Here is a 17,594-nt window from a genome sequence, read left to right on the forward strand (position 1 = left end):
CCGCCTCCTCAAAAACAAATCAATTATATCATAAGCGTCTGACCTTTTTCTCAACCTATGGTCTGATTTTAAGGAATATGCAGAAAGTCCACACAGAAAGTATGAATTATTTTTAGCTGTTACGCATAAAAAAACCGCCGTCCAAGTGGACGACGGTTTTGAATTTTGCTTTATTTTACGTATTCTTCAACTAATGCTTGAACTTCTTCCATTGTATCGCATTCTTTTAATGCTTTTTCAGATAGTTCAGCCATTTTATCCGTTGTTAAACGTTTCATTAAGCTGCGTGTTCTAAGAATAGATGTCGCACTCATAGAGAACTCATCTAATCCCATACCCATTAATAACGGAACTGCTGTTTGATCGCCGGCCATTTCGCCACACATACCAGCCCATTTACCTTCAGCATGCGCTGCATCGATCACGTTTTTGATCAAACGTAAGATTGATGGGTTATATGGTTGATATAAGTAAGAAACGCGTTCGTTCATACGGTCAGCCGCCATTGTGTATTGAATCAAGTCATTCGTACCAATACTGAAGAAATCAACTTCTTTGGCAAACTTGTCAGCTAAAACAGCCGCTGCAGGAATTTCGATCATGATTCCGACTTGGATCGTGTCAGAAACCTTCACGCCTTCATTAACAAGTTTTTCTTTTTCTTCGTTGAACATTTTCTTCGCTGCACGGAACTCTTTCAATGTTGCAACCATTGGGAACATAATACGCAAGTTGCCATGAACAGACGCACGCAACAATGCACGTAACTGTGTACGGAACATGTCATCGCCCAATTCAGATAAACTGATGCGCAATGCACGGTAGCCCAAGAATGGGTTCATTTCATGAGGCAACGTCAAGTAAGGAAGTTCTTTGTCCCCACCGATATCCATTGTACGAACAACGACTGGTTTGTCGCCCATGCCTTCTAAAACGGCTTTATAAGCTTCAAATTGATCGTCTTCTGTTGGGAAATCAGATGAGTCCATGTATAAGAACTCTGTACGGTACAGCCCAATCGCTTCAGCGCCATTATTGTGAACACCTTCTAGGTCTTTAGGTGTTCCGATATTCGCAGCTAATTCAAAATGCTTACCATCAGCAGTCACTGTTTCAGCGTCTTTTAATTTTTCCCATTCAGCTTTTTGCGTTGCATAAGCTTCGCCAGCTTTTTGGTATTCAGCCGCTTCTTCTTCAGTTGGGTTAATGATTGTTTCACCTGTGATCCCATTGACCGCAAGTAAAACACCCTCTTTTGCTTTGGCAGTGATTTCTTTTGTTCCAACAATTGCTGGAATTTCTAATGAACGAGCCATGATTGCTGAGTGAGACGTACGTCCACCGATATCAGTAACAAAGGCTTTTACAAAGTTTTTATCCAATTGTGCAGTATCACTTGGCGTCAAGTCATGCGCAACAACGACAACTTCTTCATCGATCATTGATGGATCTGGTAAAGTCACACCCAAAAGATGTGCCATTACACGTTTCGTAACGTCACGGATATCTGCCGCACGTTCTTGCATATAAGCGTTATCATCCATCGCCTCGAACATGCCGATATACATATCGGTTACTTCTTTAAGTGAACTTTCAGCGTTCACTTTATTATCTTGTATATGTTGTTTGATTTGACCAATCATTTCTGGGTCTGAAAGAACCATCAAATGAGCATCAAAAACTTGTGCTTCTTCTTCACCTAAGCTTTTTGCTGCTTTATCCCGAATTTTTTCTAATTCAGCAGAAGAAGCCGCCAAAGCGTCGTCTAAACGCTTTTCTTCGGCAGCAGTGTCTTCTACATTATTTTGTTTGAAAGATAAATCCGGTTGTACTAGCAGATAAGCTTTTGCAACGGCTACTCCGTCACTAGCGGCAATACCTTTTAGTAATTCAACCATTATTCAGATAATCCTTCTTTCTTCATTGTTTCTACGATTGCTTCCATTGCTTCTTTTTCGTCAGCACCTTCAGCAGAGATAGTCACGTCAGAACCTTGGCCAACACCTAGAGACATAACGCCCATGATTGATTTAAGGTTAACTGATTTTCCTTTATACTCTAAGTTAATATCAGAGTTAAATTTGCTTGCAGCTTGCACTAATAAAGTTGCGGGACGTGCATGAATCCCTGTTTCTGCTACTACGTGAAAATCTTTTTTTTCCATATTGACCGTTCTCCTTTATAAAAAAAAATGTTTTTTTATGTTAGGGCTTTAATGATAACGTCCATCATTTTGGGCCCTTCATTTTCTTAGATTACCATTTTTTTGCAGTGGATACAACAATTTTAGTCGATTTATTCAAGCAAAATGTATGCCCTTTCTTAAAATATGTGCTATACCCGTCCAACTTCCCCATTTCTTCCGTTTTCATTTTTTTTACATAACAAAGGAGCGTCCTAAAAAAGACCAGCAACGATTTTTTTAGCACTCGATGCGTTCGAATGCTAAAAATAAAAACAAACTGTTTGCTTTTATCAAAAATCTCGTTATAATTATGTCTAAGGTCAGTGATAGTCAAACAATTGACCAGCGTATCTTTTTACGAGATTCGCTTACTCGATGTACAATGGAAGAAACATCAACTATTGAAAGGGTGAAAAAGATGCTTTGCCAAAATTGTCATGAAAATGAAGCAACGATTCATTTATATGCAAATGTCAATGGTCAACGAAAGCAACTAGATTATTGCCAGAGTTGTTATCAAAAATTAAAGAATCAAGCTGGAGGTGCGCCACAGATGGCAGGAAATGATCCTTTTGGTTTTGGAAGTTTAGACGATTTGTTCCGTTCCATGTCCCAACAAATGCAACAACGACAAGGAGCTGCAGATCAAACACCACCAACCCAATTCGGCGGTGGAAATGGAATAAATAATCAACCCCCTCGCGGAAATGGCGGCGGCGGTCTATTGGATGAATATGGTATCAATATTACTGGACAAGCACGTGAAGGAAACATTGATCCCGTAGTCGGTCGTGATGACGAGATCCAACGAGTCATTGAAATCTTGAATCGTCGGACAAAAAATAATCCCGTATTAATTGGCGAACCCGGTGTTGGTAAAACAGCGGTCGTTGAAGGATTGGCACAAAAAATCGTCGATGGCGATGTTCCGCAAAAATTAATGGACAAAGAAGTCATTCGTTTAGATGTCGCTTCTCTTGTGCAAGGTACAGGTATTCGGGGACAATTCGAAGAACGGATGCAAAAATTAATCGAAGAGATTCGTCAAGCTGAAAACATCATCCTATTTATTGATGAAGTTCATGAGATCGTCGGTGCCGGCGCTGCTGGAGACGGCAATATGGATGCTGGGAATATTTTGAAGCCTGCTTTAGCTCGCGGCGAATTACAAATGGTCGGTGCAACCACATTAAATGAATACCGCATCATTGAAAAAGATGCTGCATTGGAACGTCGGATGCAACCCGTTCGCGTGGAAGAGCCTTCTGTTCAAGAAACCATTGAGATCCTCAAAGGTCTGCAACCACGTTACGAAGATTATCATCATGTAAAATATACGGATGATGCCATCAAAGCTGCGGCTGAGTTATCAAATCGTTACATCCAAGACCGCTTTTTACCTGATAAAGCAATTGATTTGCTGGATGAAACAGGGTCGAAGAAAAACTTAACGATTCAAATTGTTGATCCAAAAATGATCGATAAAAAATTGGCCGAAGCAGAGCAACAAAAATCACAAGCTTCTCAAGAAGAAGACTTTGAAAAAGCTGCTTACTACCGCGATCAAATCAACAAATTGCAAAAAATGAAAGACCGTCAGATAACAGATGAAGAAACACCGGTTATCACTGAAAAGGACATGGAGAAAATCGTTGAGAAACGTACAGGCATCCCTGTCGGTGAATTAAAAGAAAAAGAACAAACACAATTGAAAAATCTTGCAAGTGATTTGAAACAACACGTCATTGGACAAGATGAAGCGGTAGAAAAAGTTGCGAAAGCCATTCGCCGTAATCGTGTTGGTTTAAACAAAAAAAATCGTCCGATCGGTTCCTTCTTATTCGTTGGACCAACAGGTGTCGGTAAAACAGAATTGGCTCGTCAGTTAGCAGAAGAACTTTTTGGATCAAGCGACTCTATGATTCGTTTTGACATGAGTGAGTATATGGAAAAACACAGTGTGTCTAAATTGATTGGTTCACCTCCAGGCTATGTTGGGTATGAAGAAGCTGGTCAATTAACGGAGCAAGTTCGACGTCATCCATACAGTTTGATTTTATTGGATGAAGTTGAAAAGGCACATCCAGATGTTCTTCATATGTTCTTACAAATTCTTGATGACGGCCGTTTAACGGACTCACAAGGTCGGACTGTCAGCTTCAAGGATACGATCATTATTATGACAAGTAATGCTGGTACTGGTAAAATCGAAGCAAATGTCGGTTTTGGTGCCGCTCGTGACGGCGTTACTCGTTCTGTATTGGGACAATTGAAAGATTTCTTTGCCCCAGAATTCTTGAACCGTTTTGATGGGATCATCGAATTCAGTTCGCTGTCAAAAGAAAATCTTATGAAGATCGTTTCATTGATGTTAGATGATGTAAATGAACTTTTAGCTTCACAAAAATTGCACATTGAAGTGCCGAATAATGTGAAAGAGAAATTAGTTGATCTTGGCTACGATCCTGCAATGGGTGCTCGCCCACTTCGTCGTACGATCCAAGAAAATATCGAAGATGGGATCGCCGAATTCTATTTAGATCATCCAACCATTACAGAGCTAAAAGCGAAACTTGATAAGGAAGATCATATCGTCATCACTTCTAAACCTGAACGTTTAGCAAAAGAAGATAAAAAATAACACTTTAGGACCCTCGTCAGATACGAGGGTCCTATTCTTTTATGCAAATTTTCTAAATCTTCTAATTAAAATGAGCAACATCCTTCTTTTTTCTTAATCTTTCTTATATAATTACACTATGAAGTAAGGTTTTAGGAAGAAGGTGTTTCGGGATGAAACTTATCAATGTGACGAATAGTCATTCACAACTCGTGTATAATCAGCTGGAGAACACTGATGCGAATATGATAAAAATTTATACTATAGGAAATACTACCGTCATTTATACCGATGCTTATAAGCATGCTGAGATTGTTTTAAAAAACGACAATCGCAATATCTTGCCATCGGAAGTAGACTTCGTACATAATTATTTTAAGCGAAAATTGGATGAAGGAACCTATGATTTTGCAAATATTTCCTATCTTGAATCTCCCGGCCTAATCGAAATGTCAATAACAAAAAAATAGTTGAAGCGAAAATGCTTCAACTATTTTTTATTTACTTTATTAGCGATGATTGGTAATTGAAAAATCCCTACAAAAGCCAAAACCTCGATCCATTGGATGACTGGAACCCCTGCCCCTGTATAGATCATCATAAACATCTCTTTCCGCTCTGGCGCCCATGAACAAAACCAGGATACACCGATCAGAAAAATCAAATAAGAAAGTGTCAGTCCCAAAAGAATCAGCAGCATTCCTCTGAATGTTTTTAACTGTGCTTTAGAAAAAAGACTGCCTACACAAATAATTAAAAATCCCGCGAAGCAGAACAATAACCACAACGGTGTAAGGTCTCTATAAACTTGAATGATTCGGTTTGAGAGTTTGGCAGTTGAGGTAAGCTTTATTGGCTCAGTTCGCGGCACATTTATGTCCTGCCAGTTCTCTGAGAATGAAAGTCTCAATAGCTTTTCTGCCTCTGAGACATCTTCTTTAGGTCCGAGCGTTCCATCTGATCCCTGTCCATAATCCTTATAAAAGACATTGTACTCAAATCCACTCTTCATAAATTCACCGACAAGCGGCAAATCCTTTAGTAGTTTTCCATCTCCCGTACCGGTTAGATAGATCTCCCTTTTTTCTTTTAGCGTGCCCTTTTCATAGGCAGTCGATAATTCAGAAGCTACTTTTTCCCAAAACGCTTCTGTTTTCTTTCCATCTTTATAGTAGCCGGCTTGATTCGCCGCGTCACGCAGCGCCCAAAAGATAATGTCTCCTGAGATATCTTCTCCACCACTCCACGGGCTCCCATTATAAATCCAATCAATATTTTTCTTAATGGACTGAAGTGCAGGTGAAACGGATTCTGCCTTCTCAAGCGCCTTTCTCGACACCCAAACTTTACTATTCGTTTGATTCAGGTCAGTTCCGTCATCCATTCGAATGAGCTGCTTTGATACAAGAGCGAAAGCACCACCTGTCCGATCATTGACCGTAGCAATCCCGTAATTTTCTTTATTCATATATTTTAGCCCGCTTGTCAATGAAAAAAGAGTGACAAAAGGCAGTAAACAAAGGATTAATTTTACTAATTGCTTTTTCGTAAAATAAAACTTCTTAATAGAGCTGCGAAGAGTTTTTAGCTTGAAATTCGGATCATTTTCAAAAATAACAGAACCTGCAATAACGATCATCCCTACTGTTACGATTGGCAACAGCCATAAGGAGTCTTCACGAATGTACCAGTATAAAGGAAAAATCAGGGCCAACCCTACTCCCCAACTGGCGAAGGAACGCACTTGTTCATTTCTTCTAAAATACAATCCCACCAAACAGCCAATGACTAACAAAACTGCCGGAACAACAAGTGTATTCCGATAGATCCGCGTACTGTATTCACTCGTAAGTGAAACTGGAGAATATAAAAAGAAGGTATAAATACCTGTCAAAATCCAGCGATTGCGTATCAAAGGGCGTAAGGCTAAAGCAGCTACACTACTTGCCAGTATATTGAAAAGACCAAGGAAAGCACCGTAAGATACATGTAACTTGTTGCCTAAGACGATAAAAAGAGAATAGGAAATCCCTTTGGATAATGTCTTGGTCGAATACTCTCCTAGCCAATTTCCCTTTAGCAGCTCTTGACCATACCGAATAAATAACTGATCGTCATAGCCGGCATACAGATTAATAAAGTAAGGGGCCTTGGCACTCAAAACGAAACGAAACACGGTCATCCCGATCAAGACGACCAGCAAGATCATAGTGCTTGGTTGTTTGAGCCGCTTTAAATAAATCGCTGTGTCGCCTTTAAATTTCTGCATCAAGGTCCCTTTCTTCTCGCATTTTACATCAAGCTCTTCAGTTCTACTTCTGGGTATTTATCCGCGAACCAACGCATTGCAAATTGATTTTCAAACAAGAAGAGTGGTTGGTCAAAACGGTCTTTCGCCAAAATATTACGGCTTGAGCTCATGCGTTCGTCTAATTGTTCTGGATCGATCCAACGAGCAATTTTATTTCCCATTGGCGTCATAACAACTTCCGCATTGTATTCATTCAGCATACGGTGTTGGAAGACTTCAAATTGCAGCTGTCCAACCGCACCGATGATGTATTCGTCTGTCAAATACGTTTTGTATAATTGAATCGCACCTTCTTGTACCAGTTGGTAGATCCCTTTATGGAAGGATTTTTGCTTCATGACATTTTTTGCAGTTACCTTCATAAATAGTTCCGGCGTGAAGGAAGGTAGTTCTTCATAGGCTACTTTCAATTTCCCTTCATAGATCGTGTCTCCGATTTGGTAGTTTCCAGTATCATAGACTCCGATGATGTCCCCAGCGACAGCTTCTTCCACATTTTCGCGAGCGTCAGCCATAAATTGTGTCACGTTGCTTAGTTTCATTTTCTTGCTTGTACGTCCAAGAGTGACATCCATTCCGCGCTCAAAAGTTCCTGAACATACCCGTACAAACGCGATTCGATCTCGATGATTCGGATTCATATTTGCTTGGATCTTAAAGACAAAACCAGAGAACTCTTCTTCATACGGAGAGATAGGTTCGCCTTCTTCAGTTTTGTGGGCGTGAGGTTTTGGTGCCAGATCAACAAAGGTTTCAAGGAATGTTTCGACTCCGAAGTTCGTCAAAGCTGAACCAAAGAAGACAGGTGTTTGATTCCCTTGCTGAATTTTCTCAAGATTAAATTGGTCCCCGGCTTCGCGAACAAGCTCGACTTCGCTTAATACATCTTCATAAATAGATTTTTCTTTTAACGGATGATCTCCCGAAATCTCACCATTGGTTAATTTAACGTAGCGTTCCCCTTCGTATTGTTCTGGACGGTAGAACTCGATGCGCTCATTGTGTATGTCGTAGATTCCTTCCAAGCCTTTTCCCATACCAATCGGCCAATTCATTGGATACGATTCGATCTCCAACAATTCTTCCAATTCCTCTAACAATTCTAGCGGCTCGCGTCCGTCACGATCCAATTTGTTAATAAAGGTAAAAATCGGAATTCCCCGACGTTTGACAACTTGGAAAAGTTTCTTTGTCTGAGCCTCGATCCCTTTGGCACTATCAATGACCATTACGGCACTGTCTACCGCCATCAGTGTACGATACGTATCTTCTGAAAAGTCTTCGTGACCGGGTGTGTCCAATATATTTACGCGTTTTCCATCAAAATCAAATTGCATGACTGAACTAGTTACAGAGATTCCACGCTGCTTTTCAATGTCCATCCAGTCTGATTTTGCGAAGTTCCCAGTTTTCTTTCCTTTTACCGTTCCTGCTTGACGAATCGCACCGCCAAATAAAAGTAGTTGTTCAGTGATCGTCGTTTTCCCAGCATCCGGATGGGAAATGATCGCAAAGGTTCGACGACTATCTACTTGTTGTTTTAAATTAGGGTTATTCATTCTATTGCTCCATTCATTTTTCGAATTATCATTCAAATTTCAACCCAATCAGTATAGCATGGATTTTACTCTGATGGAAAGTTGATTTACTTTTCTAGCTGGCGGACTGACTGCTTTTATAAAGGCAATCGCAGGCTGTCCTTTTTTGACCAGCGGATTCACTTAAACTGCAAAAAGAAAACACTCTGCACGGCAGAATGTTTTCTAAAAGCTTTGCTTATTAACGTCGAGGCTCATCGTCTTCGAAGTCTTTAGTAAACAGACGACGTTCCTCTTCTGGTTCGACATTTTCATGTTCATCAGGATGGAAAATCGCACGCAGTGTCAAGACTCTTGATCCTTCCATTTCTTCAGAAATAAGTGTCAGATCGTCTACATCGAAAGAAAGCTTCTCTCCTTCGTCAGGAATCGTTCCTAATGCTGTGATCAAATAGCCCGCCATTGTATCGACATCACTCATATGCAAGTTCAAATCAAACTCTTCATTGAACTCATCGATCAACATCTTCCCATTGATCAAATATTCATTGTCGCCGACTTTTTCATAGAGCTTTTCAACCTCGTCAGACTCATCATCGATTTCTCCGACGATTTCCTCTAATAGGTCTTCTAAAGTCACTAAACCGACCATTCCGCCATATTCGTCAAGAAGGATAGACATTTGATTTTGCGTTTTCTTCAATTCATAAAGAAGGTCATCAATAAAAATCGTCTCAGGAACGAATAATGGTTCTTGGAGGATTTTTTGAAGATTGACATTTTCAAAGCCAAATTGACGTGCCGCTTTTAATAATGTTTTGGTATGCAGGATTCCGACTACTTTGTCTTTGTCTTCATCGTAAACCGGAATTCTAGAATAGCTCTCATTTAAAATCTCATCAATGCTCTCAAGTACCGGATCATTGATATCGATCATGAAGGAATCCGTTCTGGGAACCATTACCTCACGAGCAACTTTTGTATCCAGTGAGAAGACACCTTGAAGCATCTCGATTTCATCATTGTCCAGTACGCCTTCGTTTTCCAACATATAGCGCATTTCATCGCGGGTCATTTTCGTATCTTCGTCATCAAATGTCATCGGCGTTATTTTGGCCAATAAATTGGTCGAAGCCGTTAATAACCAAACGAAGGGTTTTGTAATGACGCCTAATTTTCGAACAACGCCAGAGGTAAATTGTGCAACCTCTTCCGTCTTCGTCATAGCAATTCGTTTCGGATATAATTCACCAAATACAATTGAAACATAGGTCAATAACAGCATAACGATTACCGCAGCAATTGTACGTGCAGCCGCACCGCCGCCTATAAAAGGTGCTAATCGAGCAGATAAACTATCAGCTAAAGAGGCCCCTGACAAGATGTTTACTAATGTAATTCCCACCTGAATCGTTGATAAAAAATTATTTGGGTTATGGATGACCTCTAATAATTTTTTTGATTTCAGGTTTCCTTCTTCTGCCTTTTGTTCTACTCGGTTTTTATTGACCGACACCACCGCAATTTCAGCCGCAGCTAAAAATCCGTTGATTAACGTTAAAATTACTAATAAACCTAACTGTAAAATTAACGACTGACTATCGGGGTCAGCATTCATAATTGCATTCGCTCCTTAATTTAAAGTGTAAAAAAAGTGGCACAAAGGCCACGTTAAAATCGTATCACATCGCTTGTTTTAATGCAATATTTATCAAACAAACAACACGGTAAGTTAATTTAGAAACTCTTTTTCTCGTTCTTCTTGCTTGCCTTGTTTTACTATTTTCACTACAAACACAACCAGTGTCCGTAAAATCGCATAGACAGGCACGCCCAGGAATACACCTAAAATACCGGCCAAATTCCCTGCTACTAATAAAATCAAGATGATCGTCAATGGATGGATGTTCAAAGATTTCCCGATAACATTTGGGTAAATGACATTTCCGTCGACTTGTTGAACGATCAGTACAACAACGATACAAAGCAACGCTTGGGTTGGTGAATTAAAGAAGGTGTAGATCAATGCAGGCGCAAGCCCTAGATAGGGACCTAAATAAGGAATCAAATTCGTCAAGCCGGCAATCACGCCAAACAAGAACGCATAATCCACGCCAATCAACAAATACCCTAAGAAGGTGAATGTGCCGACAAACAAACATTCGATTGCTTGTCCACTGATATAATCAGACAAGGTCTTATTTAGTTGTTCCAGCAACCCCTTGATATTGTCCCGCTGTTTTTCTGGGAAGACCCGTTCGATATTCGGAACAAGTTTTTCTCCATCCTTCAACATGTAAAACAAAATAAATGGTACGGTGATCAGTAATAAAACGACCGTGGTAATTTTTCCAATGATGGATGCTAAGCTGTTCGTCACACCCGTCAAGGTTTGCTGAATAATGGTCCCGGCTGAAACATCCAGATTGCTGATGTATTTATCTACATCTAATTCTCTGAACAGCGGGAATCGTGTCGCATTATTCGCTGCATCTTGCAGCCAGTGCTGCATGTTGTCGACAAAGCTGGGGATATTTTTTGCCAGCGAGATCAACTGTTCCACCAAATTCGGAATGACGCTCATGAAGATCAACACGATAATGCCGATCAATAATAGAAAGATCAACGCGATCGCGATCAATCGTTTTACACCCATCTTCACTAGCAAGTTTACTAATGGATTTAATAAATAATACAAAAAGCCGGCAATGAGAATCGGTGCAAAAAGTGTTGTAAAAAACGTACCGATCGGTTGAAAAACAAAATCAATCTGTGAGGACACCAGGATCAAGGTCGCTATGACCAACAGTTCCACTGACCAGAACATTAATTTTGAATTTTTAATTTTCTCAAACATTCATCTACTCCTTTTTCTAGATTTAGTTTATAGTATACATCATGTGGAGAAAAATCCCCTTGAGGAAGGTGCCATTATGAAAATTTTAATTACTAAGGATACTATGAGCGACATTTATCTCGATGCGGTCCGCATCCGCCAAAAAGTATTTGTCCAAGAGCAAGGCGTTCCCGCAAATCTAGAAATAGATGAAAACGAAGCCTACGCCGTTCACTTTGTCCTTTATACGGAAGAAGAAAAACCTGCCGCCACGGTACGTTTGCTGCCATTAGATCGTCACACTTTTAAATTACAACGCATGGCTGTTTTGAAAGACTATCGAGGGAAGAATCTTGGAGCTGCAATCGTTGCTGAAGCTGAAGTATTTGCGAAACAGCAAGGATTTACAACAATCGAGCTAGGTGCGCAATTAACCGCTGAGTCTTTTTATCAAAAGTTAGGCTATCAGGCCTACGGAGAAATTTTCCAAGATGCAGGCATCGATCATGTACATATGAAGAAGGTTCTTTGAGACACTCCTGTGCATCAAAGCTGACGACTGTTATTCATGCAAAAAAGGCTATACCAAGCGTTTGGTATAGCCTTTTCTTTCTACTTCCGCGACAATTGCTTGTAACGATCATACCAAATATCAATATAGCCTTGAGAAAAAGGCCCCTTTTCATTGTTGATCCAGTCCACTAAGATTTTGACATTTTCCTTAAGAATATAATCAATTTCTTTTGAGTAATGCATTTGCTGACTATGGGCTTCATATTCATCCACGTCCAATAGACGTTTCTCGCCGTCCGGAAAAACTTTGACATCTAAATCATAATCAATGTACTTTAGTGCCTCGTCATCTAATACATAAGGTGATGCTAGATTACAATAATAAGAAACTCCCTTCTCTCGAATCATTGCTATTATGTTGAACCAGTATTTCTGATGGAAATAAACGATCGCTGGTTCACGAGTGACCCATCTTCTGCCATCTGATTCTGTGACCAATGTGTGGTCATTTAAGCCGATCAGTGAACACTCGCTTGTTTTTAATACCATGGTATCGCGCCACGTTCGATGCAAACTGCCGTCGTGTTTGTAACTTTTGATCGTCACAAACTCTCCTTCTTTTGGAACTCCCATAGCTACCCTTCCCTCAGCGAAACTAATTTCGCATTTGTTTGGGTGTTATCACACCGACATCAGAATTATTATAGCAATAAAATGAAAGATTGCCTACTAATCTTTGTCGTCAGAGACATTATTTTCAAAAACTTCCAACATTTTTTGCTGTGGTTTTGGAAAAACATAGTTTGGAAATTCTTTCGGATTTACCCACTGTCCCTCTAACGTCAGCTGAGACGTGTTTCTTCCATAAAAGACTAGAATGTGCCAACGCAAATGGCTGAATACATGTTTCACTTGTCCAACTATTTTTTTCTGCCATACAACCTCTTGTCCCGAGAAAAAATCGGGACTGTCTTCAGCGACCAGTGAACTTGAAAATAGATCCCAATGGCTCGCATCGTATTGCTCCTGAAGTTCTTTGAATCTCGCAGCACTGATCTCCTCTAATGGAAATAACCACATACTAGCTAACAAGCCTGTTTTGGGGCGTTGTTGAAGAAAGATCTCTTGTTGGTTATTTTCAATGATCCCTGCCACGTAATACACATCTTTAGGTTTTTGCTTCTTTGATTTCACTGGAAAATCTGTCTGTCGATTTTCACTATATGCCTGACAGTATTGTTGAATCGGGCAAATTTCACATTGTGGACTGGTTGGCGTACAGATACTGGAGCCAAGATCCATCATTGCTTGATTGAAATCTCCAGGATGATCGTGACTGATGATTTTTCGCATTGCCTCATCAAACGTATTGCGACTGCTGGCTTTGGCGATATCCGCTTCAATACAAAACAAACGACTGACTACCCGCATCACATTCCCATCAATCGCTGGTTCAGGAATCTCAAAAGCGATACTGCTGATAGCCCCAGCGGTATAAGGCCCCACACCCTTCAATGTACGGATGTCTTCCACCGTTGTCGGAAATTTTCCGTTAAATTCTTCCATGACTTGTTTTGCGGCAGCTTGCAGATTCCGCGCACGGGAATAGTAGCCTAACCCTTCCCATACTTTCAGAAGCTTATCCTCCGGTGCATTCGCCAGATCTTGGATCGTCGGAAACTGATCCATAAACCGATAAAAGTAATCAATCACTGTATCCACTCGCGTTTGCTGCAGCATGATTTCCGAAATCCAAATACGGTAAGGATCTTGATTATACCGCCAAGGAAGATTTCGTTTTTCCTGTTGATACCAAGTAAGAAAATCTTCTTGGAATTGATTGATCTCTGAATCGGACCATTGTTCCCAACGCTTACTCATGTTCATCCTCTTTCCCTTGGATAAAGGCATCTATCTGATCTAATTGAAACCCTTTCTGATAGAGGCTTTGTTTGACCTTTTGCCGACGCTTTGCTGGTTCAAACCGCTGATTCTTTCGCCATAATTTATTTCCTTGCATCGTTAACGCATCTGTTTCTTGCTCTTGGATGTCCGAAAAATCCAGTTCAGCCAATACCCCTTTGCTAATGTCACTGTTGAAACCTTTAGTCATTAGTAATTGCTGGATTTTCTGCCGAACTTCCCGCTGACTGCTATGATGGTATTTTCTTAAAGCCTTTTGAGCTGTATGCAGGGCTACCTGAAACTGATCATTGGATTCATAGAGATACAACGCTTGTTCAATCTCGGGCTCTTTCACACCTTTTTGCTTCAACTTTTGCTGTAAAATACGCGGCCCTTTATCCCCTAGACGCATCTGTGTGCGAATGTAACTTTCACTGTAAACAAGATCATCCACCAAATTCAGTTCCTTCAGTCGCGCGACGATTTTATGCCGGTCCCCGCTTTCAATCTCATTGTCCTTTAAATAAGTACGGATTTCCTTTTCCGTGCGCAATTGATAACTCAAATAATTTAACGCCATCTGAAACCCAAGATCTTCTTTGCCTTCTTGTTTGATCTCGTTTAACGTTTTCTCTTCTAGTTCCTGCCCCTTCAGCAGCCGGTGACGAACGACTGTATCTTCAGATAAGCGTAATTTTTCCCCATTAGAAAACTCTACTTTATAAAATGGGCCGCGGCCCTGACTGATCTTCACTACCGTCAGCATACGAACTCCCCCTTATCTCGCTACGATTCATGTATGTATAGTATTCTCAACGCTCAAACTGCCTTCACAAAAATTAATTCTATCATAGATAATCAACCTACCGATAAAAATATGCTAAAATGAATTGCGCCGAAAATACTAATTTAAGAAAGAGGCTCATTATGGCTGTTCAACTTACACCCAAACAAACTTTAACGTTAAAAATTAAGCGCCTTGGCATTAATGGCGAAGGAATTGCTTATTATAAACGCTTGATTATTTTCGTTACAGGTGCGCTACCTGGCGAAACTGTTGTCGCGCAAATCACGAAGGCCACTCCTCGTTTTGCTGAAGCACGATTAGTAAAAATTACGAAAAAAAGTCCTGACCGTATAACCCCTCCTTGCCCAGTGTACGAAGAATGCGGCGGCTGCCAGCTGCAACACCTTGTCTATAGTAAACAATTAGACTTTAAAAAAGATTTATTGCGGCAATCACTAGAAAAATACAAGCCTGAGGGCTATCAGCACTTTGACTTGAGAGAAACGATCGGTATGGATGATCCTTGGCATTACCGAAACAAGGCACAATTTCAATTGCGTAAAAACAGAAAAACAAATCAAGTTGAGGCTGGCCTTTATCAAGCAGAGTCGCATCAGCTTGTTCCTATTAAAGAGTGCTTAGTCCAAGAACCGACGACTCAAAAAGTGATCAACACTGTCACGAACTTATTAACCAAATACGATATGCCGATCTATGATGAACGAACCAACTCAGGCATCCTCCGTACATTGATGGTACGGATCGGCATTGAAACTGGTGAGGTTCAATTGGTCTTGATCACAAAAACAAAAAAATTACCGCAAGGAAATGCATTGATCCGCGAGATCACCAGTCGCCTGCCAGAAGTCGTGTCAATCATGCAAAATGTCCAAGACAAGAAAACATCGGTAATCATGGGAGATGAGACAACACATCTTTGGGGAAAAGAAGTCATCACTGAAAAAATAAATGAGGTGAGCTTTGAGCTTTCTCCTCGTGCCTTCTTCCAGTTGAATCCTCAGCAAACAAAAATTCTGTATCAAGAAGCCATTGATGCATTGGATTTATCCACACCAAAAACGATCGTAGACGCCTATTGTGGTGTAGGAACGATCGGACTTTCTTTAGCGAAACAAGCAAAAGAGGTTCGTGGAATGGACATCATTCCGCAAGCCATTGAGGACGCGAAGAAGAACGCTGAAGCAATGGCGCTCACAAATACTCGCTATGAGGTAGGTACGGCAGAAAGCTTATTACCTAAATGGTTGAAGGAAGGCTTTGCGCCAGATGCGATCATCGTTGATCCACCTCGCACTGGCTTGGATGATCACTTGTTAAAAGCAATTCAAATGGCCCCTAGCCCACAAATGGTTTATATTTCGTGCAACGTATCGACACTGGCACGAGACCTCGTCAGTCTGGCGAAAATATACCGGGTCGACTATTTACAATCGGTGGACATGTTCCCGCAAACAGCTCGCTGTGAAGTGGTCGTAAAACTATCGAAAAAATAAGAAAAAGGCGTGACCGAAAATGGTCACGCCTTTTGATTGCATTAATATCCTGCTGCCGGCTGTCCGTAAGCATCACTTTGCTGTGCTGCATTCGGGTCCGTCGCTCCGCCATACCCTTGATTTGGATCTATATAGCCCTGGTCATTTTGATTTTGATCGGTGTTGCCTGGATTATTTTGAATCGATCCGTCATTTTGCTGCGGATAGCCATTTCCAGTATTTGAGGAATCTCCGTATACACCGCTCGTATCATAGTTGTTCGGGTTGTCATATCCTGGTGCGAATTGGCTCGTGTCCTCGCTGGCTTTTCCATCAGAATCATCGTAGAACAAGCTGTCGGCATTTTGTTCTTTTAGGTTCGGCAATGTTTCCGCAGTTGGTTTGCCCAACTGTTTCTTCAACACATTTTGAATATCCAATAATTCGCGGGTCCCTAGAATTTGATAATAGATTTCATCGATCATTTGACTCTTACCAACCAGTTGTTTCTGCTTGATGGTGTCAAAAGCCGGCAAGTAATTGGTTCCGATATCCATCATGTCATCCCAGCTTAGATCCGTCTTCATGTTCTTTTCAACGGCTTTCAGGATTTTCTTATAATTCCCGACACCGTTGATAGACATCGCCTTGCGTAAAATCTTCGTAACTACTTCTCGTTGACGACGCTGTCTGCCTACGTCTCCTTCTGGATCTTCGTAGCGCATACGCGCATAGGCTAATCCCGTTTCACCATTCAACTTTTGTTTTCCCTTAGGAACATGAATCCCGTCCAAGGTAAAATCAATTTTGTTATTCACTTCAACTCCGCCAACGGCATCGATCAGATCTTTCAAGCCGCGCATATTAATGGAGACATAATGATCGATCGGAATGTCTAGCAATGTCTCGATCGTATCCATCGACATCTTAACACCACCGAAGGCATATGCGTGATTTAGCTTATCATCCGTGCCATATCCGACGATATTTGCTAAAATATCCCGGTCCAAACTGACGATTGTTGATTTCTTTTGTTTCGGATTGATGGTAACCACCATCATACTATCTGAACGGCCTTGATCTGAACGACCAAGGTCACCAGTGTCAACTCCGGCGAGCAAAATGGAGAAAGGCTCTGCGTTATCGATATTGGGCTGCTCTCCGTCTTTTCTCTTCAAGCTTGTTCGCTTCACGGTTTGACGGATATTGTCAACCATTTTACTGGCATCATTGGTCACTTGAACAGCGTAATAAGTGATTCCGCCAATAAACAAGTTCAGCAAAACCAATAACCCTATGAAAATTTTCTTTCCCCGACTCATAGCACACCTCTATCAACGTTTTTTACGTTTTTCCATTTTCTCATAGTTTCGCCGTGGGTTCAACCACTCACAAAAATAATTAAT

Annotated in this window: 14 protein-coding genes; 4 read left to right on the plus strand and 10 right to left on the minus strand. The window is 40.8% G+C overall.

Going from position 1 to position 17,594, the window contains the following annotated elements; translation table 11 throughout:
• Positions 1-170: 170 nt before the first annotated feature.
• Together ptsP and I592_RS10170 are read right to left on the minus strand one after the other, a co-directional pair.
• The gene (gene ptsP / locus I592_RS10165; protein WP_010780296.1) at positions 171-1,898 is read right to left on the minus strand and encodes a phosphoenolpyruvate--protein phosphotransferase; all 1,728 of its coding nucleotides are present in this window, start codon (positions 1,896-1,898) and stop codon (positions 171-173) included.
• A complete protein-coding gene (locus tag I592_RS10170; RefSeq protein WP_010740408.1) occupies positions 1,898-2,164 on the minus strand; it encodes a phosphocarrier protein HPr in 267 nt (88 codons plus the stop codon). The genes ptsP and I592_RS10170 overlap by 1 nt, the downstream gene beginning before the upstream one ends.
• A gap of 439 nt (positions 2,165-2,603) precedes the next feature.
• Here I592_RS10170 and I592_RS10175 point away from each other — a divergent pair, with 439 nt between their 5' ends.
• Positions 2,604-4,826 (plus strand): ATP-dependent Clp protease ATP-binding subunit, encoded by a 2,223-nt coding sequence (locus I592_RS10175; protein WP_010780295.1) that lies wholly within the window; start codon positions 2,604-2,606, stop codon positions 4,824-4,826.
• Positions 4,827-4,978: 152 nt separating this feature from the next.
• Positions 4,979-5,275: a DUF1827 family protein gene (locus I592_RS10180; RefSeq protein ID WP_010780294.1), complete on the plus strand. Its 297-nt coding sequence runs from the start codon at positions 4,979-4,981 to the stop codon at positions 5,273-5,275.
• Between the two features lie 20 nt (positions 5,276-5,295).
• Here the strand turns inward: I592_RS10180 and I592_RS10185 are convergent, their stop codons facing one another.
• The 4 genes from I592_RS10185 to I592_RS10200 form a co-directional block, all read right to left on the minus strand.
• Positions 5,296-7,074, minus strand: coding sequence for a hypothetical protein (locus I592_RS10185; protein WP_010780293.1), 1,779 nt, complete (start codon positions 7,072-7,074; stop codon positions 5,296-5,298).
• A 23-nt stretch (positions 7,075-7,097) separates the two neighbouring features.
• Positions 7,098-8,675, minus strand: a complete 1,578-nt coding sequence (locus I592_RS10190; RefSeq protein ID WP_010780292.1) for a peptide chain release factor 3 — start codon at positions 8,673-8,675, stop codon at positions 7,098-7,100.
• 220 nt (positions 8,676-8,895) lie between these two features.
• Entirely contained in the window at positions 8,896-10,272 is a 1,377-nt protein-coding gene (locus I592_RS10195) for a hemolysin family protein (protein ID WP_010780291.1), read from the minus strand.
• Between the two features lie 114 nt (positions 10,273-10,386).
• On the minus strand, positions 10,387-11,511 hold the full coding sequence (locus I592_RS10200; RefSeq protein WP_010780290.1) for an AI-2E family transporter: 1,125 nt from the start codon (positions 11,509-11,511) through the stop codon (positions 10,387-10,389).
• A gap of 76 nt (positions 11,512-11,587) precedes the next feature.
• Here I592_RS10200 and I592_RS10205 point away from each other — a divergent pair, with 76 nt between their 5' ends.
• Complete coding sequence (locus tag I592_RS10205) at positions 11,588-12,022, plus strand: GNAT family N-acetyltransferase (RefSeq protein ID WP_010780289.1); 435 nt, start codon at positions 11,588-11,590, stop codon at positions 12,020-12,022.
• An 80-nt stretch (positions 12,023-12,102) separates the two neighbouring features.
• Here the strand turns inward: I592_RS10205 and ntdP are convergent, their stop codons facing one another.
• The 3 genes from ntdP to recX all read right to left on the minus strand — a co-directional run bounded on the left by ntdP (position 12,103) and on the right by recX (position 14,674).
• Positions 12,103-12,636 carry a nucleoside tri-diphosphate phosphatase gene (gene ntdP / locus I592_RS10210; RefSeq protein ID WP_010740416.1) on the minus strand — a complete coding sequence of 178 codons (534 nt, stop codon included), beginning with the start codon at positions 12,634-12,636 and terminating at the stop codon, positions 12,103-12,105.
• Positions 12,637-12,732: 96 nt separating this feature from the next.
• Positions 12,733-13,890 carry an A/G-specific adenine glycosylase gene (gene mutY / locus I592_RS10215; protein ID WP_174293642.1) on the minus strand — a complete coding sequence of 386 codons (1,158 nt, stop codon included), beginning with the start codon at positions 13,888-13,890 and terminating at the stop codon, positions 12,733-12,735.
• Positions 13,877-14,674 carry a recombination regulator RecX gene (gene recX / locus I592_RS10220; RefSeq protein WP_010780287.1) on the minus strand — a complete coding sequence of 266 codons (798 nt, stop codon included), beginning with the start codon at positions 14,672-14,674 and terminating at the stop codon, positions 13,877-13,879. Before recX ends, mutY begins: the two co-directional genes overlap by 14 nt.
• A 161-nt stretch (positions 14,675-14,835) precedes the next feature.
• On the opposite strand from recX, the gene rlmD reads away from it, so the two are divergent.
• Complete coding sequence (rlmD, locus tag I592_RS10225; RefSeq protein ID WP_010780286.1) at positions 14,836-16,209, plus strand: 23S rRNA (uracil(1939)-C(5))-methyltransferase RlmD; 1,374 nt, start codon at positions 14,836-14,838, stop codon at positions 16,207-16,209.
• 41 nt (positions 16,210-16,250) lie between these two features.
• On the opposite strand, the gene I592_RS10230 is transcribed toward rlmD, so the two are convergent.
• Positions 16,251-17,510 (minus strand): LCP family glycopolymer transferase, encoded by a 1,260-nt coding sequence (locus tag I592_RS10230; RefSeq protein WP_010780285.1) that lies wholly within the window; start codon positions 17,508-17,510, stop codon positions 16,251-16,253.
• Positions 17,511-17,594: the final 84 nt, after the last annotated feature.

This window comes from Enterococcus gilvus ATCC BAA-350 (assembly GCF_000407545.1).
Classification (GTDB): domain Bacteria; phylum Bacillota; class Bacilli; order Lactobacillales; family Enterococcaceae; genus Enterococcus_A; species Enterococcus_A gilvus.